Consider the following 19,080-nt stretch of genomic DNA (forward strand, 5'->3'; position numbering starts at 1 on the left):
ACATGATCACTTGGCACTCAATTCCTTTTTCTGAACTCTCAACACAACAGCTTTATCAACTACTTAAATTAAGAGTCGATGTATTTGTGGTCGAGCAGACTTGTCCTTATCCAGAGCTGGACGGTAAAGATACACTCGCGGGTGTTGAGCACCTGCTTGGCTATGCTGATGAAGAGTTGGTAGCGTGTGCACGTTTATTACCACCAGGTACCTCTTACGACAACACCAGCATCGGTCGAGTCGCAACCAAGCAATCGGCAAGAGGTGGTGGCTTGGGGCATCAATTAATCAAAGAAGCATTAACACGCTGCGAGGCTCTTTGGCCAAATACGGCCATTGATATTGGCGCGCAGCAACACCTAGAAAACTTCTATGCGAGCCACGGCTTCAACACCATCTCGGATATGTATCTCGAAGATGACATTCCTCATATAGACATGAGATTAGAAAAATAATGACGAATATCACTGCCGGTATTCTATTGTTGGTTGCAGGTAACTTGTTTGCCTCGCTTTCCGACGTAGCGGTGAAGCTGTTAAATGGCGAAGTACCGCCCTTACAGTATATTTTTTTCCGACAGTTGATATCTCTGGTCATCATCACCCCTTTGTGGCTACAGCAGAAAAAAGAACAACGGCGCTTACAGCAGGCTAAGGTAACCTTCATTCGAGGTCAGTTAATTCTGATCGGCAGTGGGTGCATGGTGGTCGCGATCACTCACTTGTCTTTGGCAACCGCCAACGCAGTATTTTATGTCGCGCCTTTACTGATGTTGCCGCTCTCAATGTTGCTATTGAAAGAGCAACCGGCACTCGGCAAGGTTATCGGCACAACCATAGGTTTTATTGGTGCATTGATTGTCTTGAGGCCATCACAATTTCATTGGGCGGCACTGTTTGCTTTGGGGACAGCACTCACCCTAGCACTATTTAATGTACTCGTAAGAAAGCTTCCTAGTGAGCAAACGGTGGTCACTACGCTGTGGTGGACAACCTTATTCTCTATCCCAGCCTCATTAGTACTGTGCTTCTTATACTGGCAGCCAGTGTCTGTGGAGCATTTGGGATACATAGCCCTGAGTGCGACGCTAATCTTAAGTTACAACGGCCTTGCGATTGCTGCCTATCAAAAAGCACACTCTAGCCAAATTGCCTTGGCTGAGTATTCAGGATTGGTGTTTGTCGCGCTAATAGGTGCAATATGGTTCGATGAGATTCCGGATACATTAACCTTTATCGGAATCATGCTTATCATCTTGCCACTCGCCCCTTTCAAGCGACCAAAAAAAAGAGCTAATGCTTAGCTCTTTTCTATCGTTTATCTGTGTCTGGTGAAGCGCTTTAACTCAGGCTCACTATTCATCTACTTACTGCGACCAAAGCCACCATCGGATAAGCGGAAGAACATCACCGAAGTGTCGCCTTTCTCTAGCTGAAGAATGTCCAACTGCCCAGTTTCAGCAAGTTTGAAACGAACCAGCTGGCCTTTACGAATCTGACTGAGCGGCTTATCTGCACCTTCAATTCGCACTAACGCATTCAAGTCAGACAATGGCAAATCGTTGTTTCGAAAAACCTGCGCTAACGTATCCCCTTGCTTAACAAGGTACTCCTGCCAATTTTTGTTACTCGGTTCTAATGAGCTGTTCTTGGCATTTTGCTGTTCGCTTAAGCCGACGGTGTTTATTTCAAGCTCAACGCGCGATGTTGTTGGAGCTGTGTCTACTTTAGGTTCTGGTAGCGGCACAAAAAGTAATATCAGTACGATCGGAGAAATCACCATCAACAGTCTTTGGTGTAACTTCGGCAATGAACCCCAAGTTTGCGCTGTCGAGGTTTTCATTTTCTTCACATCGATCGAACTCAATTTCTCTTTGACCTGATTCAGTCGATCCTTGAATTCTGCTAAGTGGTCAACTTTCTGTTTTTTCTTTTGACGACGATTCATACCACTGCGTCCTATACATTGAATAACTACAGTATAAAAACCAAAGTACCAACAGTATAGATCTTTCCGTCACAACAAGGCCCAAAGCGAGAAAATTGACATGGCTGTGATTTGGGCACGGTAAAGCGCAAGTGATCAGGGACTAGCCGTTTCTTCACGCTGCTAATACTGGTATTCTTACCCTTTTCGTACTGACAAAAAGAGTGACTTTTCATGTCTGAAGTAAAATTTGAAACTGTAGAGCAAAAAGCTAGCTACGGTATCGGTCTACAAATGGGCCAACAACTTGCTGGTTCTGGTCTTGAAGGCCTAAACGTTGACGCAATCGCTGCTGGTATCGCAACAGCTCTAGTTGGTGACATGCCAGCTATCGAAGTTGACGAAATCAACAACGCACTACAAGAGCTACACACTCGTGGTGAAGCTGCACGTCAAGAACTAGCTAAAGCAGCAGCAGCTGACGGCGAAGCTTTCCTAACTGACAACGCTCTTCGTTCAGAAGTAACAGTTCTTGAGTCTGGTCTTCAGTACGAAGTACTAACTGAAGGTACTGGCGAAATCCCTACTGCAGACAAGCAAGTACGTGTTCACTACCACGGCGAACTAACTGACGGTACTGTTTTCGACAGCTCTGTATCTCGCGGTCAACCTGCTGAATTCCCAGTAACTGGCGTAATTCAAGGTTGGGTACAAGCTCTACAAATGATGCCTGTTGGCTCTAAGTGGAAGCTATACATCCCTCAAGATCTAGCATACGGTGAGCGTGGCGCAGGTGCTGCAATCCCACCATTTGCTGCTCTAGTATTTGAAGTAGAACTTCTAGCTATTCTTTAATTTTTATAAAAACCTTTAGTAAAACAAAATACTATTGGCAAATAAAATTGAAATAATCCAACGGCGATGTGACTACATCGCCGTTTTTCGTTTATAGTGAAAGAGTAAATTACTTTATTACTTAAGGACGAATAATGAAGAAAGTACTCATCACAGTTTTAAGCAGCCTTGCTGTTGTCTCTTGCGCTAGCACTAGCGACTCTGAACAAACCAGTTCATCATCAGATACCAACTATTCCCAACTATCACAAACTGCACTAATGGCAGCAGTGAATATGTGGTCTCAGCAGAACGAAACAACACCACTTGTGGATACGGTAGCTGACCAAGCTTCTGTTACCAGCGACCAAGCAGTTGGCGGTATTGGTTCAATGTTGGCCCTTGCACAAAACTCACTTGGCACAGCCGACAACAAAGAACTCGCGACACTTATTCCAGGCATGTCGAGCCTTGAGTCTACGGGGCTATCATCGCTACTAAGCTCACAAGGTGCCGTTGAAAGTGCGTTTTCTGGATTAGGTATGGATCCATCAATGGTTACAACATTTGCACCCATCATTCTTCAAGCACTGCAGTCACAAGGTGCAACGAGCGGCCTGATGGATTCACTTTCAGCTATATGGCAATAATCGTTAGTTATTAATAGCTAGCTTAAAATCTAATAAGGGCACTTCGGTGCTCTTTTTTGTGCGTGGAAGAAAAGATATTTGAGATACGAGATACGAGATACGAGATACGAGATACGAGATACGAGATACGAGATACGAGATACGAGATACGAGATACGAGATACGAGATACGAGATACGAGATACGAGATACGAGATACGAGACATTTTTGAAAATTGGAGCAGATAAGACAAGCAAAAAGTGCCAAACATCATGGTGCAATTTCTATTATCTTTTCCTTGTTCTACAGACACAAAAAAGCCGAGCTAATGCTCGGCTTTTGTATTAAGAATCTAGTATAGATTACTCAGCAGCTTCTTCAGCAGCTGGGCGGTCTACAAGCTCAATGTAAGCCATTGGAGCTTTATCACCAGTACGGAAACCACATTTAAGAATGCGAGTGTAACCACCTTGGCGAGCCGCGAAACGCGGGCCTAGTTCATTAAATAGTTTTGCCACAACTTCGTTATCACGAGTGCGAGCAAATGCAAGACGACGGTTAGCAACACTGTCTGTCTTAGCTAGGGTAATCAATGGCTCAATTACGCGACGTAGTTCTTTTGCTTTAGGCACGGTAGTTTTAATAACTTCGTGACGAACAAGAGAGCTAGCCATGTTGCTGAACATCGCTTTGCGATGACTGCTGTTGCGGTTGAGTTGACGACCACTTTTACGATGGCGCATGACCTAATCCTTCTAACTTTTCGATTAATCTTCAGCGATTGACGCTGGTGGCCAGTTTTCTAGACGCATGCCTAGAGAAAGACCACGTGAAGCAAGCACATCTTTAATCTCTGTAAGAGATTTCTTACCAAGGTTTGGCGTTTTAAGTAGCTCAACCTCAGTGCGCTGTACAAGATCACCGATGTAGTGAATCGCTTCTGCTTTCAAACAGTTAGCAGAGCGAACTGTTAGTTCAAGATCGTCTACAGGACGTAGTAGGATAGGATCGAATTCTGGCTTCTCTTCCTTCTCCTCAGGTACACGTACATCACGAAGATCTACGAACGCATCCAATTGTTCAGCTAAAATAGTAGCTGCACGACGGATTGCTTCCTCAGGTTCTAGAGTACCGTTCGTTTCCATATCGATAACAAGCTTGTCTAAATCAGTACGTTGTTCTACGCGTGCCGCTTCTACAGCGTAAGCGATTTTATCAACCGGGCTGTAAGTAGCGTCAACTAGTAGACGACCGATAGGACGCTCATCTTCTTCAGTATGGATACGAGCTGAAGCTGGAACGTAACCACGACCACGTTCTACTTTGATACGCATAGCGATCTCAGCGTTGTCATCCGTTAGGTGACAAATTACGTGCTCAGGGTTAGCGATCTCTACATCACCATCGTGGGTGATGTCACCTGCAACAACAGGGCCTGAGCCTGATTTGTTCAGTGTAATAAACACTTCATCTTTGCCTTCAGCAACGCGTACAGCCAAACCTTTAAGGTTTAGAAGGATTTCCAGGATATCTTCCTGAACGCCTTCTTTAGTGCTGTATTCGTGTAGCACACCTTCAATTTCAACTTCTGTTACGGCACAACCCGGCATAGAAGATAGAAGAATGCGGCGAAGAGCATTACCTAGAGTGTGGCCGAAACCGCGCTCTAATGGCTCAAGAGTTACTTTCGCGTGTGTCGTATTGATCTGTTCAATGTCAACAAGACGCGGCTTAAGAAATTCTGTTACAGAACCCTGCATTGTGTCCTCTCTTTTTTTAACCTTACTTAGAGTAAAGTTCGACGATCAAGTGTTCATTGATGTCAGCTGATAGGTCAGAACGCTCAGGCATACGCTTGAATGTACCTTCCATTTTGCCAGCATCTACTTCAATCCAAGTTGGCTTTTCACGTTGTTCAGCAACTTCTAGAGCCGCTTTAATACGAGATTGCTGTTTAGCTTTCTCGCGGATAGAAACAACGTCGTTTGCCGCTACTTTGAAAGAAGGAACGTTTACAACTTTACCGTTAACTAGAATAGACTTGTGGCTAACTAGTTGACGAGATTCAGCACGAGTAGCGCCAAAGCCCATACGGTAAACTACGTTATCAAGACGACCTTCAAGAAGCTGAAGCAGGTTTGCACCTGTGTTGCCTTTAAGACGTGCAGCTTCTTTGTAGTAGTTGCGGAATTGTTTTTCTAGAACGCCGTAAATACGACGAACTTTTTGCTTCTCACGAAGCTGAACGCCATACTCAGATAGACGACCGCGACGAGCGCCGTGTACACCTGGTGCGTTATCAATTTTACACTTGGTATCGATCGCACGGACACCAGACTTAAGGAATAAGTCAGTACCTTCGCGACGGCTAAGCTTAAGCTTAGGACCCAAATATCTTGCCATGATCTTTCTCCAATATTCCTAGAAACGAAACTTAAACGCGACGTTTCTTAGGTGGACGACAACCGTTATGAGGGATTGGTGTCGCATCAACAATGTTAGTGATACGGAAACCAGCAGCGTTCAGTGCACGAACAGTAGATTCGCGACCTGGACCTGGACCCTTAACCATAACTTCCAAGTTCTTTAGGCCATATTCTTTAGCCATTTCACCACAACGCTCAGCTGCAACTTGTGCTGCGAACGGAGTAGATTTACGAGAACCACGGAAACCTGAACCACCTGCTGTAGCCCATGCAAGAGCGTTGCCTTGACGGTCAGTGATAGTTACGATTGTGTTGTTGAAAGAAGCATGAATGTGCGCTACGCCATCAGCTACTTGCTTGCGTACGCGCTTACGCGCGCGAGTTGGTTGTTTTGCCATTGTACTCTACCTTATCCGACTATTTCTTGATCGGCTTGCGCGGACCCTTACGGGTGCGAGCGTTGGTTTTAGTACGCTGTCCACGTAGTGGTAGACTGCGACGATGACGAAGACCGCGGTAACAGCCAAGGTCCATAAGACGCTTGATGTTCATCGATACTTCACGACGTAGATCACCTTCTACAGTGTACTTAGCTACACCATCACGCAGTTGATCGATCTGCTCTTCAGTTAGTTCACTGATCTTAGCATCTTCAGCAATACCCACTTCAGCTAGAATAGCTTGAGAGCGAGTTTTACCGATACCGTAGATTGCAGTAAGTGCAATTACAGAATGCTTATGATCAGGAATGTTAATGCCGGCTATACGGGCCATTATTCACTCCTAAGGGGTTCATAAAAGAATTATCCGCAGCAAAGCCCGTTATGGATACGCTGCGGCATACTACTTCTTTTGCACGCAAAAGGTAGGCCGAGGAATATACTCGACTCTACCTTGTATTTCAAGTAAAAATTTCTGCTAATTAGCCTTGGCGTTGCTTATGCTTTGGCTCACTGCAAATCACGCGAACGACACCGTTACGCTTGATAACTTTACAGTTACGGCAGATTTTTTTAACGGAAGCACGAACTTTCATTGCTAAACTCCGTAAATGGAATCGAAATTGTTACCACCGAATTAACGGCCGTAACCCTTCAGATTCGCTTTCTTTAACACAGAATCATACTGTTGTGACATCAGATGAGTCTGTACCTGTGCCATGAAATCCATGATAACTACCACTACGATTAGTAGTGATGTGCCGCCAAAGTAGAAACGAACGTTCCACGCGACCATCATGAACTCAGGAATCAGACATATAAAAGTAATGTATAGAGCGCCCGCAAGGGTTAGTCTAGTCATCACTTTATCGATATATTTCGCTGTCTGCTCACCTGGGCGGATACCGGGTACGAATGCACCAGACTTCTTCAAGTTATCAGCTGTTTCACGTGGGTTAAACACCAACGCTGTATAGAAGAAACAGAAGAAGATTATAGCTGCTGCATAAAGCATTACATACAAAGGTTGACCTGGGCTAAGAGCTAATGACACGTCAGTTAACCAACCGAACGCGCTGCTTTCACCATTTTGACCAAACCACTGCGCTAATGTTCCTGGGAACAAAATAATACTTGATGCGAAAATCGCTGGAATAACACCTGCCATATTAATCTTAAGAGGCAAGTGAGAGCTTTGTGCTGCAAAAACTTTACGACCTTGTTGACGTTTCGCATAGTTAACGACGATACGACGTTGACCACGTTCCATGAAAACTACGAAGTAAATAACAGCAAAAGACAATACAGCAATCAACAGCAGAAGAAGCACATGCAATTCACCTTGACGCGCTTGCTCGATTGTTTGACCGATTGCAGAAGGCAATCCAGCAACAATACCTGCAAAAATCAGAATGGAAATACCATTACCGATTCCTCGCTCAGTGATTTGTTCACCTAACCACATTAAGAACATGGTACCAGTTACTAAACTCACGGTAGCAATAAGCGTAAACATGGTTTGGTTGATAACAACCAGATTGTCGACCATGTTTGGTAAGCCTGTTGCGATACCAATAGCTTGGAATGTTGCAAGTACAAGCGTGCCGTAGCGTGTATATTGGCTTATCTTACGACGGCCTGCTTCACCCTCTTTCTTGAGTTCCGCTAACGCTGGATGAACTACAGTTAGCAATTGGACTACGATCGATGCCGAAATGTACGGCATGATACCCAATGCTAATATAGATGCACGCTCAAGAGCACCACCGGAGAACATGTTAAACATTTCTACGATGGTACCTTTTTGCTGATCGAACAAATCGGCAAGTACAGCTGCGTCAATACCAGGGATCGGCACAAAAGAGCCGGCTCGGAATACTAAAAGTGCACCAATTACGAATAATAAGCGCGACTTTAGTTCACTTAAGCCGCTCTGAGCACTACGAAAATCTTGTCCTGGTTTCTTAGCCATCTGTACCTCGTTCCTCGAGATTATTCCTCGATTTTACCGCCTGCAGCTTCGATTGCAGCTTTAGCGCCTTTAGTCACGCGTAGACCTTTAACAGTCACAGCTTTGCTTAGGTCACCAGAAAGAACGATCTTAACAAACTCGATGTTCTTAGTGATAACGTTAGCAGCTTTAAGGCTGTTAAGATCAACTACGTCACCTGTTACTTTCGCTAGCTCAGCTAGACGAACCTCAGCAGACACTAGGCTCTTACGAGAAGTGAAACCGAATTTAGGTAGACGTTGTTTTAGAGGCATTTGACCGCCTTCAAAACCTGGACGAACAGAGCCGCCAGAACGTGACTTTTGACCTTTGTGACCGCGGCCACCTGTTTTACCAAGGCCAGAACCGATACCACGACCTACACGCTTCTTAGAAGGTTTAGAGCCAGCAGCCGGTGATAGAGTATTCAAACGCATTCTGATTACTCCTCAATCTTAACCATGTAGTAAACCTTGTTGATCATACCGCGTACGCACGGTGTATCTTCAAGTTCTACTGTATGGTTGATGCGACGAAGACCTAGACCTTTAAGACACGCTTTGTGCTTAGGTAGGCGACCAATTGAGCTTTTAGTTTGAGTTACTTTAATAGTTGCCATCGTGTGCTTACTCCGAAATAGATTCAACAGTTAGACCACGTTTAGCAGCAACCATTTCTGGTGACTTAACGTCTACTAGAGCACCAATCGTTGCACGAACGATGTTGATCGGGTTCGTTGAACCGTATGCTTTAGAAAGTACGTTATGTACGCCCGCAACTTCAAGTACAGCACGCATTGCACCGCCGGCAATAACACCTGTACCTTCTGCAGCTGGCTGCATGTAAACTTTAGAGCCCGAATGACGACCTTTCACCGGGTGGTGAAGAGTGCCTTCGTTAAGCGATACTGTAACCATGTTACGGCGCGCTTTTTCCATTGCTTTTTGAATCGCAGCAGGTACTTCACGAGCTTTGCCGTAACCGAAACCTACGCGACCGTTACCGTCACCAACTACTGTTAGTGCAGTAAAGCTCATGATTCGACCACCTTTAACCGTCTTAGATACACGGTTAACTGCGATCAGCTTTTCTTGCAAATCATTAGCTTGTTGTTGTTCTTTAGCCATCTTCCAACCCTACCTTAGAATTTCAGACCAGCTTCGCGAGCAGATTCTGCTAGCGCCGCTACTCGACCGTGGTATTGGAAACCAGAACGATCAAATGCAACTGAAGCTACGCCTTTTTCAAGAGCGCGCTCAGCAACAGCTTTACCAACTGCTTTAGCTGCATCAACGTTACCAGTGTTCTTAACTTGCTCACGGATCGCTTTTTCTACAGTAGAAGCAGCTGCGATAACCTCAGAGCCGTTTGCCGCGATAACTTGTGCGTAAACATGGCGAGGAGTACGGTGTACTACCAGGCGAGTTGCACCAAGTTCTGCAATCTTACGACGTGCACGTGTAGCACGACGGATGCGAGATGCTTTCTTATCCATAGTGATACCTTACTTCTTCTTAGCTTCTTTAGTACGCACATTTTCATCTGCGTAACGAACACCTTTGCCTTTGTAAGGCTCAGGAGCACGGTAAGAACGAATGTCAGCCGCAACTTGACCTACTACTTGCTTATCGCAACCAGTAATGATGATCTCAGTTTGGCTAGGGCACTCAGCTTTAATACCTTCAGGTAGAGCGTGCTCTACTGGGTGAGAAAAACCAAGAGTTAGAGCTACAGAGTTGCCTTTCATAGCAGCACGGTAACCAACACCCTTAAGAGTTAGCTTCTTAGTGAAGCCCTCAGTAACACCCACAACCATGTTATTAACTAGAGCGCGAGCTGTACCAGCTTGTGCCCATGCGTTAGTAACACCTTCTTTCGGACCGAAAGTTAGGTTGGTTTCTTCCTGTGCAATAACTACGGCGCTGTTAAGAACGCGAGTAAGCTCACCTTTGCTACCTTTTACAGTAACTTCTTGGCCGTTTAGTTTCACCTCTACGCCAGCTGGAATAGCGACAGGTGCTTTAGCAACACGAGACATAATCTACTCCTTAAGCTACGTAACAGATGATTTCACCGCCAAGACCTGCTTTACGAGCAGCACGGTCAGACATCAGACCCTTGGAAGTAGAAACAACTGCAATACCAAGACCACCCATCACTGTAGGTAAAGAGTCTTTATTTTTATAAACTCTTAGACCAGGACGTGATACACGCTTGATTTGCTCGATTACAGGTTTAGCTTGGAAGTACTTAAGAGTAACTTCTAGCTCAGGTTTTGCTTCGCTGTTAACAGCGAAGTCTACGATGTAACCTTCAGCTTTAAGTAATGCAGCAATTGCAACTTTAAGCTTTGAAGAAGGCATTTTTACAGCAACTTTGTTTGCTGCCTGACCGTTACGAACTCGGGTCAGCATATCCGAAATCGGATCTTGCATGCTCATAAGATTTACTCCAAATGATTAAGTGGCAATTACCAGCTAGCCTTACGAAGACCCGGAATCTCGCCTTTCATGCAAGCTTCACGAACCTTAATGCGGCTTAGACCGAATTTACGTAGGTAACCGTGTGGACGACCAGTTTGGTTGCAACGGTTGCGCTGACGTGATGCACTTGAATCACGTGGAAGAGATTGCAGTTTAAGAACCGCATTCCAACGATCTTCTTCAGATGCGTTTACATCGCTAATGATAACTTTTAGCGCAGAACGCTTTTCAGCGAACTTAGCTACTAGTTTTGCACGTTTAGCTTCACGTGCTTTCATTGATTGTTTAGCCATAACAGTAACCCTACCCTTACTTACGGAATGGGAAGTTAAAGGCAGCCAGCAGAGCTCGGCCTTCCTCATCGGAACCCGCAGAAGTCGTGATAGTGATATCAAGACCGCGGACACGATCGACTTTATCGTAGTCGATTTCCGGAAAGATGATTTGCTCGCGAACGCCCATGCTGTAGTTACCGCGACCGTCAAAAGACTTAGCGCTAACACCACGGAAATCACGTACACGTGGAAGTGCGATAGAGATTAAACGCTCTAAAAATTCCCACATGCGCTCACCACGCAAGGTTACTTTACAACCAATTGGGTAGCCTTCACGAATTTTGAAACCAGCTACAGATTTACGCGCTTTAGTGATAAGTGGCTTTTGACCAGAGATCGTTGCCATATCAGCTGCTGCGTTTTCTAGCAGTTTCTTATCGTTGATTGCTTCACCAACGCCCATATTTAGGGTGATTTTCTCAATCCTAGGGACTTGCATGACGCTTGTGTAGCTGAACTCTTTGGTAAGCTCAGCGACTACAGACGACTTGTAGTAATCATGCAGTTTCGCCATAGTAGAACTCCAAATTACTTCTAATTAGTTAGAAACAGTTTCGCCGTTAGATTTGAAGAAACGAACTTTCTTGCCATCTTCGATACGGAAACCGATACGGTCTGCTTTACCAGTAGCCGCGTTAAAAACAGCAACGTTAGAAGCATCAATAGCTGCTTCTTGTTCAACGATGCCACCTTGTTGACCTAGAGCCGGAACCGGCTTTTGGTGTTTCTTAACAAGGTTGATGCCTTCAACGATAACTTTACCAGTTGTCAGAACCTTAGTTACTTTACCTTTCTTGCCTTTATCTTTACCAGCAAGAATGATTACTTCGTCATTACGACGGATTTTAGCTGCCATATTGCCGCTCCTTACAGAACTTCAGGTGCTAGTGATACAATCTTCATGAATTTCGCGTTACGAAGTTCACGAGTCACAGGACCAAAGATACGTGTGCCGACTGGTTGCTCAGTAGTGTCATTTAACAATACACAAGCATTACTGTCGAAGCGAATGACAGAACCGTCTGGGCGACGAACGCCTTTACGGGTGCGCACTACTACCGCCTTCAGAACATCACCTTTCTTTACTTTACCGCGAGGAATCGCTTCCTTCACTGTAACCTTGATGACGTCACCGATATGTGCATAACGGCGGTGAGAGCCACCCAGAACCTTAATACACATTACCTTGCGCGCGCCAGAGTTATCTGCTGCGTCAAGTGTACTTTGCATCTGGATCATTGTTAGTGCTCCGCTAAATATTAAAACTAGACCCTCTCGGGTCGGGCTGCCTCTTTAAAAGGGACGCGAATTGTACCACCCTTTTTTTAAATTGGGTAGACAAAAAACAAGCGGCTCCAAAAAATAATTTGGAGCCGCTTATAAGTTATAGAATTACAAAGATTAAATCTTCGCTTTTTCTAGAACTTTAACCAATGTCCAAGACTTAGTCTTAGACAGAGGACGACACTCAGCGATTTCAACTTTGTCGCCTAGGCCACAAGTGTTGTCTTCGTCGTGTGCGTGTACTTTAGTCGTGCGTTTGATGAACTTACCGTAAATTGGGTGTTTTACAGTGCGTTCAATAGCAACAACGATAGACTTGTCCATCTTGTCGCTTACTACACGGCCTTGCTGGATGCGGTTAGTTTCGCTCATTATGCGCCTGCCTTTTCAGTCAAAACAGTTTTCACACGTGCGATGTCACGGCGTACAGCTTTTAGAGTATGAGTTTGCTGAAGTTGACCAGTTGCAGCTTGCATGCGCAAGTTGAACTGTTCACGTAGCAAATTCAATAGCTCAGCGTTAAGCTCTTCAACGTTCTTTTCGCGTAGATCTTGTGCTTTCATCACATCACCTGCTTAGTTACAAAAGTAGTTTTAACAGGCAGTTTACGTGCCGCTAGGCGGAACGCTTCACGTGCCAACTCTTCAGGTACGCCATTCATCTCGTACATAACTTTGCCTGGTTGGATTTGAGCAACCCAGTACGCAACTGAACCTTTACCTTTACCTTGACGAACTTCAAGAGGCTTTTCAGTAATTGGCTTGTCTGGGAATACACGAATCCAGATTTGACCTTGACGCTTAATGTGACGTGTCATAGCACGACGTGCCGCTTCGATTTGACGTGCAGTCAGACGACCACGGCCAACAGCTTTAAGACCGAATTCGCCGAAGCTTACTTCAGTACCTTTAGCTAGACCACGGTTACGACCAGTCATAACCTTGCGGAACTTAGTACGTTTTGGTTGTAGCATCGTTCGACTCCTTACTTACGGCCTTTACGCTGCTTCTTAGGCTTATCGCCTTTTGGCTCTACTGCGTTAGCAGCTGGCATACCGCCTAGAATCTCACCTTTGAAGATCCAAACTTTAATGCCGATCACACCGTATTGAGTGTGAGCCGAAGAAGTTGCGTAATCAATGTCTGCACGTAGAGTGTGTAGAGGCACACGGCCTTCACGGTACCACTCTGAACGTGCGATTTCAGCACCGCCAAGACGGCCGCCTACTTGTACTTTGATGCCTTTAGCGCCTAGACGCATAGCATTTTGTACCGCACGCTTCATTGCACGACGGAACATAACACGACGCTCTAGTTGAGACGCGATGCTATCAGCTACAAGCTGACCATCTAGCTCAGGCTTACGTACTTCAGCGATGTTAATTTGCGCTGGTACACCTGCGATTTTAGCTACAGCTGCGCGTAGCTTCTCTACGTCTTCACCTTTCTTACCGATAACAACGCCAGGGCGAGCAGTGTGAATAGTCACACGGATGCTCTTAGCTGGACGCTCGATAACGATACGAGATAATGATGCTTTTTGTAGTTCCTTTGTAAGGAACTGACGTACCTTGAAGTCGCCGTCTAGGTTGTCAGCGAATTCGTTGGTATTAGCAAACCATGTAGCATTCCAAGGCTTAACGATGCCAAGACGAATACCATTAGGATGTACTTTCTGACCCATTGCTTACTCTCCTAGTCTTTAGCGATCTGCTACAACAATAGTGATGTGGCTTGAACGCTTCAAGATACGATCCGCACGACCTTTAGCACGAGGCATAATACGCTTCATGATAGGGCCCTCATCTACGAAGATTTTAGCGACATTTAGATCGTCGATATCTGCACCTTCGTTATGTTCCGCGTTAGCGATAGCTGACTCAAGAACCTTCTTAACTAATACAGCAGCTTTTTTGTTGCTGAAAGTTAGAATTTCTAGAGCTTGGTCTACCGACTTACCGCGAATTTGGTCTGCAACTAAGCGAGCTTTCTGTGGAGAAATACGAGCAAAGTTATGTTTAGCTAAAGCTTCCATCATCTACTCCTTATTTCTTCTTAGCTTTCTTATCTGCAGCATGACCGCGATAAGTACGAGTTGGTGCAAATTCGCCCAGTTTGTGACCGATCATTTCTTCGGTAACGAAAACTGGAACGTGCTGACGACCATTATGGACAGCGATGGTCAAACCAATCATTGTTGGGATGATCATTGAGCGACGGGACCAAGTCTTAATAGGCTTTTTGTCTCCGCTTTCCACCGCTTTCTCTACCTTCTTCAGCAAGTGTAGGTCAATAAAAGGACCTTTCTTGAGAGAACGTGGCATGGCGATTCCTCTTTATAAATTATTTAGTGCGACGACGTACGATGTACTTGTCAGTGCGCTTGTTCTTACGAGTCTTGAAGCCCTTAGTAGGAACGCCCCAAGGAGAAACTGGGTGACGACCACCAGATGTGCGGCCTTCACCACCACCATGTGGGTGATCCACCGGGTTCATTACTACACCACGTACGGTTGGACGTACGCCGCGCCAGCGTGAAGCACCAGCTTTACCAAGTTCACGTAGCATATGCTCAGAGTTACCAACTTCACCGATCGTTGCACGACCTTCAGAAAGAACTTTGCGCATCTCACCAGAACGTAGACGGATAGTTACGTATGCACCATCGCGAGCGATGATTTGAGCATAAGCACCAGCCGAACGAGCTAGTTGAGCACCTTTACCAGGCTTAAGTTCAACACAGTGTACAGTAGAACCTACTGGGATGTTGCGCATCGGCAGAGTGTTACCTGCTTTGATTGCAGCATCTACGCCAGATTGAATCTGGTCGCCTGCGTTAACACCTTTAGGTGCAATGATGTAACGACGCTCACCGTCTGCGTACAGAACTAGAGCGATGTTAGCACTACGGTTTGGATCGTATTCTAGACGCTCAACTTTCGCTGGGATGCCATCTTTAGTACGCTTGAAGTCAATTACACGGTAATGGTGCTTATGACCACCACCGATGTGACGTACTGTAATACGACCGTTGTTGTTACGACCACCGTTCTTAGAGTTTTTCTCTAGAAGTGGTGCGTATGGCTTACCCTTGTGTAGGTCAGCGTTAACAACTTTAACGACGTGACGACGACCAGGGGAAGTCGGCTTACATTTAACAATAGCCATTTTTACTACTCCTGTTATTCCGCGCCGCCAACGAAGTCAAGATCTTGACCTTCTTTCAAAGTAACGTAGGCTTTCTTAACGTCTGAACGACGGCCTTCACGCATACCTTGACGTTTGGTCTTACCCTTTAATACAAGAGTATTTACAGACTTAACTTCAACTTCAAATAGCTTTTCTACAGCTGCTTTGATCTCTTTCTTAGTTGCATCTTTAGCTACTTTGAAAACGATAGTGTTCGCTTTCTCAGCTGCCATAGTTGCTTTTTCAGAGATGTGCGGAGCACGTAGAACTTTTAAGATACGCTCTTCAGTGATCATGCTAGCATCTCCTCAACTTGCTTAACTGCGTCAGCAGTCATTAGAACCTTGTCGAAAGCGATTAGTGATACTGGATCAACACCAGCAACATCACGTGCATCTACTTTGTATAGGTTACGAGCAGCTAAGAATAGATTTTCATCTACTTCGCCAGTCACAATCAGAACGTCGCTTAGCTCAAGCTCTTTAAGCTTAGCTACAAGTTCTTTTGTTTTTGGTGCTTCTACAGAGAAGTTATCAACAACGATTAAACGCTCTTGACGAACTAGCTCAGAAAGAATGCTCTTCATAGCACCGCGGTACATTTTTTTGTTTACTTTTTGGCTGTGATCTTGTGGTTTCGCAGCAAAAGTAACACCACCTGTACGCCAGATTGGGCTACGAATTGTACCAGCACGTGCGCGGCCAGTACCTTTTTGACGCCATGGCTTAGCGCCACCGCCAGATACTTCAGAACGAGTCTTTTGAGCACGAGTACCTTGACGAGCACCTGCTGCATATGCAACAACTACTTGGTGTACAAGAGCTTCGTTGAAGTCACGTCCGAAAGTAGTCTCGGAAACAGTTAGTGCATCAGCACCTTTAACCATCAATTCCATTACTTACTCCTAGACGTTATGCTTTAACAGCAGGTTTTACGATCACGTTTCCGCCTGTTGAGCCCGGTACTGCACCTTTAATAAGGAGTAGATTGCGCTCAGCGTCAACACGTACGATCTCTAGGTTTTGAGTCGTTACACGCTCAGCACCCATGTGACCTGCCATTTTCTTGCCTTTAAACACGCGGCCTGGAGTTTGACATTGGCCAATTGAACCCGGTGCGCGGTGAGACAAAGAGTTACCGTGAGTCATATCTTGAGTAGAGAAGTTCCAACGCTTGATAGCGCCTTGGAAGCCTTTACCTTTAGATGTACCAGTAACGTCTACTTTTTTAATTTCGTTGAAAAGTTCTACGTTTAGCTCAGCGCCAACTTCAAACTCTTCGCCGTTTTCTAAACGGAATTCCCAAAGACCGCGACCTGCTTCTACACCCGCTTTCGCGAAGTGACCAGCTTCAGGTTTAGTTACACGGTTAGCTTTCTTAGCACCAGTAGTTACTTGGATTGCTGCGTAGCCGTCTGTCTCAAGAGTTTTAACTTGAGAAATACGGTTCGCTTCAACCTCAACAACAGTTACTGGGATAGAAACGCCTTCTTCAGTAAATACGCGGGTCATACCCACTTTACGTCCGACTAGACCAATCATTATTCTTATCTCCCTTAACCTAGGCTGATTTGAACATCAACGCCAGCTGCAAGATCAAGACGCATTAGAGCATCAACAGTTTTATCTGTTGGCTCAACGATGTCGATCAAACGCTTGTGAGTACGGATTTCGTACTGATCACGTGCATCTTTGTTGACGTGTGGAGAGGTAAGAACAGTGAAACGCTCTTTACGAGTAGGAAGTGGAATAGGACCACGAACCTGTGCGCCAGTACGTTTTGCTGTTTCAACGATTTCCGCAGTTGAAGCATCGATTAGCTTGTAATCAAACGCTTTAAGGCGGATACGAATACGTTGGTTCTGCATGAGACAGAGCTCCAATTATTAAAAATTACACAAACAATATCGCCACTCAAACCCGATAAAACGAGAGAATGCCGATTGATTTATGTGAAACCGTAGCACCCAAAATTAGGACGCATTGTCAGTTAACTTTTGAAGTAAACAAGAAGTTTACTATTTTTATTAACCGCGAACATAAGCTGAGTATACATTACTAGGTAAGACCTACTCCTCAGTGCTCATTGGTTCACAACCAGCGTTAGCCAGTGCGATGCATTATACAGATCACACTTTAGTATGCAAGTAGTGTTGGAAAAATAATCGCAATTTATTGGAAGTTGGTTTTGTATCGAGAGGGAAGAAGATAGATGGAAGGTAATATTTCTTTTGAGAAAACAAAAGGGAAGCCGAAGCTCCCCTTTTCAGATGCGTGCTCTTCTAATGAAGAGAGTGCAAAAATCTAAATGCTATTAAGCGAAGATTTTAGCTACAACACCAGCACCAACTGTACGGCCACCTTCGCGGATTGCGAAACGTAGACCTTCGTCCATTGCGATTGGAGCGATTAGCTCAACAGTCATTTGAACGTTGTCACCTGGCATTACCATTTCTACGCCTTCTGGTAGAGTGATGTCGCCTGTTACGTCAGTTGTACGGAAGTAGAACTGTGGACGGTAACCTTTGAAGAAAGGAGTGTGACGGCCGCCTTCGTCTTTAGAAAGTACGTATACTTCAGACTCAAACTTAGTGTGTGGGTTGATAGAACCTTTCGCAGAAAGTACTTGACCACGTTCAACGTCATCACGCTTAGTACCACGTAGAAGTGCACCAACGTTCTCACCTGCACGACCTTCGTCAAGCAGTTTACGGAACATTTCAACACCAGTACAAGTAGTAAGAGTAGTCTCTTTGATACCAACGATTTCTACTTCGTCACCTACACGTAGGATACCGCGCTCGATACGACCAGTTACAACAGTACCACGACCTTGAATTGAGAATACATCTTCAATTGGTAGTAGGAACGGTTGGTCAACTGCACGCTCTGGCTCAGGAATGTAAGAATCTAGTGCTTCTGCAAGCTCAACGATCTTGTCTTCCCACTGCTTCTCGCCGTTTAGTGCGCCAAGTGCAGAACCTTGGATAACTGGTAGGTCATCACCTGGGAAGTCGTATTCAGAAAGAAGTTCACGAACTTCCATCTCAACTAGCTCAAGTAGCTCTTCGTCATCTACCATGTCACATTTGTTCATGAATACGATGATGTAAGGGATACCAACTTGACGACCAAGTAGGATGTGCTCACGAGTTTGAGGCATAGGGCCGTCAGTCGCAGCAACAACTAGGATACCGCCGTCCATTTGTGCAGCACCAGTGATCATGTTTTTAACATAATCCGCGTGTCCTGGACAGTCTACGTGTGCGTAGTGACGTGCTGGAGTGTCGTACTCAACGTGAGAAGTTGCGATTGTGATACCGCGCTCACGCTCTTCTGGAGCGTTATCGATAGATGCGAAATCTTTAGCAACACCGCCGTATACTTTTGCAAGAGTAGTACAGATAGCAGCAGTTAGAGTTGTTTTACCGTGGTCAACGTGGCCGATAGTACCAACGTTTACGTGCGGTTTCGTACGTTCAAATTTTTCTTTAGACACAATCGTGTTCCTTCCTAGTTATGATTCGCCACGTTCATTATTGAGC

At 45.2% G+C, this 19,080-nt stretch carries 34 protein-coding genes; 4 read left to right on the forward strand and 30 right to left on the reverse strand.

Going from position 1 to position 19,080, the window contains the following annotated elements; translation table 11 throughout:
• Positions 1-2 precede the first annotated feature (2 nt).
• Together BCU07_RS19145 and BCU07_RS19150 are read left to right on the forward strand one after the other, a co-directional pair.
• On the forward strand, positions 3-455 hold the full coding sequence (locus BCU07_RS19145) for a GNAT family N-acetyltransferase (RefSeq protein WP_017058878.1): 453 nt from the start codon (positions 3-5) through the stop codon (positions 453-455).
• Positions 455-1,303 carry a DMT family transporter gene (locus BCU07_RS19150; protein ID WP_102427905.1) on the forward strand — a complete coding sequence of 283 codons (849 nt, stop codon included), beginning with the start codon at positions 455-457 and terminating at the stop codon, positions 1,301-1,303. The genes BCU07_RS19145 and BCU07_RS19150 overlap by 1 nt, the downstream gene beginning before the upstream one ends.
• 59 nt (positions 1,304-1,362) lie before the next feature.
• On the opposite strand, the gene BCU07_RS19155 is transcribed toward BCU07_RS19150, so the two are convergent.
• The gene (locus tag BCU07_RS19155) at positions 1,363-1,947 is read right to left on the reverse strand and encodes a LysM-like peptidoglycan-binding domain-containing protein (RefSeq protein WP_017068022.1); all 585 of its coding nucleotides are present in this window, start codon (positions 1,945-1,947) and stop codon (positions 1,363-1,365) included.
• A 213-nt stretch (positions 1,948-2,160) separates the two neighbouring features.
• On the opposite strand from BCU07_RS19155, the gene BCU07_RS19160 reads away from it, so the two are divergent.
• Both BCU07_RS19160 and BCU07_RS19165 read left to right on the forward strand, forming a co-directional pair.
• On the forward strand, positions 2,161-2,781 hold the full coding sequence (locus BCU07_RS19160) for an FKBP-type peptidyl-prolyl cis-trans isomerase (RefSeq protein ID WP_017078817.1): 621 nt from the start codon (positions 2,161-2,163) through the stop codon (positions 2,779-2,781).
• Between the two features lie 134 nt (positions 2,782-2,915).
• Positions 2,916-3,410, forward strand: a complete 495-nt coding sequence (locus tag BCU07_RS19165) for a DUF2780 domain-containing protein (RefSeq protein ID WP_017058875.1) — start codon at positions 2,916-2,918, stop codon at positions 3,408-3,410.
• Between the two features lie 342 nt (positions 3,411-3,752).
• Here BCU07_RS19165 and rplQ read toward each other — a convergent pair whose 3' ends face one another.
• From rplQ to tuf, 29 genes are all read right to left on the reverse strand, one after another.
• Positions 3,753-4,133, reverse strand: a complete 381-nt coding sequence (gene rplQ / locus BCU07_RS19170; RefSeq protein ID WP_004729812.1) for a 50S ribosomal protein L17 — start codon at positions 4,131-4,133, stop codon at positions 3,753-3,755.
• Positions 4,134-4,157: 24 nt separating this feature from the next.
• Positions 4,158-5,150, reverse strand: a complete 993-nt coding sequence (locus BCU07_RS19175; RefSeq protein ID WP_004729813.1) for a DNA-directed RNA polymerase subunit alpha — start codon at positions 5,148-5,150, stop codon at positions 4,158-4,160.
• A 22-nt stretch (positions 5,151-5,172) separates the two neighbouring features.
• On the reverse strand, positions 5,173-5,793 hold the full coding sequence (gene rpsD, locus BCU07_RS19180; RefSeq protein ID WP_004738777.1) for a 30S ribosomal protein S4: 621 nt from the start codon (positions 5,791-5,793) through the stop codon (positions 5,173-5,175).
• 31 nt (positions 5,794-5,824) lie between these two features.
• Positions 5,825-6,214, reverse strand: a complete 390-nt coding sequence (gene rpsK / locus BCU07_RS19185; protein WP_004738778.1) for a 30S ribosomal protein S11 — start codon at positions 6,212-6,214, stop codon at positions 5,825-5,827.
• Positions 6,215-6,233: 19 nt separating this feature from the next.
• Entirely contained in the window at positions 6,234-6,590 is a 357-nt protein-coding gene (rpsM, locus tag BCU07_RS19190) for a 30S ribosomal protein S13 (protein ID WP_004738779.1), read from the reverse strand.
• A 148-nt stretch (positions 6,591-6,738) separates the two neighbouring features.
• Positions 6,739-6,852: a 50S ribosomal protein L36 gene (gene rpmJ / locus BCU07_RS19195; protein WP_000868186.1), complete on the reverse strand. Its 114-nt coding sequence runs from the start codon at positions 6,850-6,852 to the stop codon at positions 6,739-6,741.
• A gap of 41 nt (positions 6,853-6,893) precedes the next feature.
• Positions 6,894-8,228, reverse strand: a complete 1,335-nt coding sequence (secY, locus tag BCU07_RS19200) for a preprotein translocase subunit SecY (RefSeq protein ID WP_004738781.1) — start codon at positions 8,226-8,228, stop codon at positions 6,894-6,896.
• Positions 8,229-8,248: 20 nt separating this feature from the next.
• Positions 8,249-8,683 (reverse strand): 50S ribosomal protein L15, encoded by a 435-nt coding sequence (gene rplO / locus BCU07_RS19205; protein WP_004736758.1) that lies wholly within the window; start codon positions 8,681-8,683, stop codon positions 8,249-8,251.
• Between the two features lie 5 nt (positions 8,684-8,688).
• Positions 8,689-8,865 (reverse strand): 50S ribosomal protein L30, encoded by a 177-nt coding sequence (rpmD, locus tag BCU07_RS19210; protein ID WP_004736756.1) that lies wholly within the window; start codon positions 8,863-8,865, stop codon positions 8,689-8,691.
• Between the two features lie 7 nt (positions 8,866-8,872).
• Positions 8,873-9,373 carry a 30S ribosomal protein S5 gene (gene rpsE / locus BCU07_RS19215; RefSeq protein WP_017061307.1) on the reverse strand — a complete coding sequence of 167 codons (501 nt, stop codon included), beginning with the start codon at positions 9,371-9,373 and terminating at the stop codon, positions 8,873-8,875.
• Between the two features lie 14 nt (positions 9,374-9,387).
• Positions 9,388-9,741 carry a 50S ribosomal protein L18 gene (gene rplR, locus BCU07_RS19220; RefSeq protein ID WP_004738784.1) on the reverse strand — a complete coding sequence of 118 codons (354 nt, stop codon included), beginning with the start codon at positions 9,739-9,741 and terminating at the stop codon, positions 9,388-9,390.
• 9 nt (positions 9,742-9,750) lie between these two features.
• The gene (rplF, locus tag BCU07_RS19225; protein ID WP_017063712.1) at positions 9,751-10,284 is read right to left on the reverse strand and encodes a 50S ribosomal protein L6; all 534 of its coding nucleotides are present in this window, start codon (positions 10,282-10,284) and stop codon (positions 9,751-9,753) included.
• 10 nt (positions 10,285-10,294) lie between these two features.
• On the reverse strand, positions 10,295-10,687 hold the full coding sequence (rpsH, locus tag BCU07_RS19230) for a 30S ribosomal protein S8 (RefSeq protein ID WP_017061309.1): 393 nt from the start codon (positions 10,685-10,687) through the stop codon (positions 10,295-10,297).
• A 29-nt stretch (positions 10,688-10,716) separates the two neighbouring features.
• Positions 10,717-11,022, reverse strand: coding sequence for a 30S ribosomal protein S14 (rpsN, locus tag BCU07_RS19235; protein ID WP_004738789.1), 306 nt, complete (start codon positions 11,020-11,022; stop codon positions 10,717-10,719).
• A 16-nt stretch (positions 11,023-11,038) separates the two neighbouring features.
• Complete coding sequence (rplE, locus tag BCU07_RS19240; RefSeq protein ID WP_004738790.1) at positions 11,039-11,578, reverse strand: 50S ribosomal protein L5; 540 nt, start codon at positions 11,576-11,578, stop codon at positions 11,039-11,041.
• Positions 11,579-11,602: 24 nt separating this feature from the next.
• Positions 11,603-11,920, reverse strand: coding sequence for a 50S ribosomal protein L24 (gene rplX, locus BCU07_RS19245; protein WP_004738792.1), 318 nt, complete (start codon positions 11,918-11,920; stop codon positions 11,603-11,605).
• Positions 11,921-11,931: 11 nt separating this feature from the next.
• Positions 11,932-12,303: a 50S ribosomal protein L14 gene (gene rplN, locus BCU07_RS19250; protein WP_004736740.1), complete on the reverse strand. Its 372-nt coding sequence runs from the start codon at positions 12,301-12,303 to the stop codon at positions 11,932-11,934.
• 162 nt (positions 12,304-12,465) lie between these two features.
• Entirely contained in the window at positions 12,466-12,720 is a 255-nt protein-coding gene (gene rpsQ / locus BCU07_RS19255; RefSeq protein ID WP_004736739.1) for a 30S ribosomal protein S17, read from the reverse strand.
• A complete protein-coding gene (rpmC, locus tag BCU07_RS19260; protein ID WP_004736737.1) occupies positions 12,720-12,911 on the reverse strand; it encodes a 50S ribosomal protein L29 in 192 nt (63 codons plus the stop codon). Before rpmC ends, rpsQ begins: the two co-directional genes overlap by 1 nt.
• Positions 12,911-13,321, reverse strand: coding sequence for a 50S ribosomal protein L16 (rplP, locus tag BCU07_RS19265; RefSeq protein ID WP_004736736.1), 411 nt, complete (start codon positions 13,319-13,321; stop codon positions 12,911-12,913). The genes rpmC and rplP overlap by 1 nt, the downstream gene beginning before the upstream one ends.
• An 11-nt stretch (positions 13,322-13,332) precedes the next feature.
• The gene (rpsC, locus tag BCU07_RS19270; RefSeq protein ID WP_004736734.1) at positions 13,333-14,031 is read right to left on the reverse strand and encodes a 30S ribosomal protein S3; all 699 of its coding nucleotides are present in this window, start codon (positions 14,029-14,031) and stop codon (positions 13,333-13,335) included.
• 18 nt (positions 14,032-14,049) lie between these two features.
• Positions 14,050-14,382 carry a 50S ribosomal protein L22 gene (gene rplV / locus BCU07_RS19275; RefSeq protein WP_004736732.1) on the reverse strand — a complete coding sequence of 111 codons (333 nt, stop codon included), beginning with the start codon at positions 14,380-14,382 and terminating at the stop codon, positions 14,050-14,052.
• 10 nt (positions 14,383-14,392) lie between these two features.
• Positions 14,393-14,671, reverse strand: coding sequence for a 30S ribosomal protein S19 (gene rpsS, locus BCU07_RS19280; protein WP_004736729.1), 279 nt, complete (start codon positions 14,669-14,671; stop codon positions 14,393-14,395).
• 19 nt (positions 14,672-14,690) lie between these two features.
• Positions 14,691-15,515 carry a 50S ribosomal protein L2 gene (gene rplB, locus BCU07_RS19285; protein WP_010435149.1) on the reverse strand — a complete coding sequence of 275 codons (825 nt, stop codon included), beginning with the start codon at positions 15,513-15,515 and terminating at the stop codon, positions 14,691-14,693.
• Between the two features lie 14 nt (positions 15,516-15,529).
• A complete protein-coding gene (gene rplW / locus BCU07_RS19290; protein ID WP_004736765.1) occupies positions 15,530-15,832 on the reverse strand; it encodes a 50S ribosomal protein L23 in 303 nt (100 codons plus the stop codon).
• Entirely contained in the window at positions 15,829-16,431 is a 603-nt protein-coding gene (gene rplD / locus BCU07_RS19295; RefSeq protein WP_004738803.1) for a 50S ribosomal protein L4, read from the reverse strand. Before rplD ends, rplW begins: the two co-directional genes overlap by 4 nt.
• A gap of 16 nt (positions 16,432-16,447) precedes the next feature.
• Positions 16,448-17,077 (reverse strand): 50S ribosomal protein L3, encoded by a 630-nt coding sequence (gene rplC / locus BCU07_RS19300; protein ID WP_004736763.1) that lies wholly within the window; start codon positions 17,075-17,077, stop codon positions 16,448-16,450.
• Between the two features lie 14 nt (positions 17,078-17,091).
• Positions 17,092-17,403 (reverse strand): 30S ribosomal protein S10, encoded by a 312-nt coding sequence (gene rpsJ / locus BCU07_RS19305; protein ID WP_004736761.1) that lies wholly within the window; start codon positions 17,401-17,403, stop codon positions 17,092-17,094.
• Positions 17,404-17,849: 446 nt separating this feature from the next.
• Positions 17,850-19,034, reverse strand: coding sequence for an elongation factor Tu (gene tuf / locus BCU07_RS19310; protein WP_010435158.1), 1,185 nt, complete (start codon positions 19,032-19,034; stop codon positions 17,850-17,852).
• Between the last annotated feature and the right edge of the window lie 46 nt (positions 19,035-19,080).

The organism is Vibrio sp. 10N.261.54.E10, from assembly GCF_002877735.2.
GTDB lineage: Bacteria > Pseudomonadota > Gammaproteobacteria > Enterobacterales > Vibrionaceae > Vibrio > Vibrio crassostreae_C.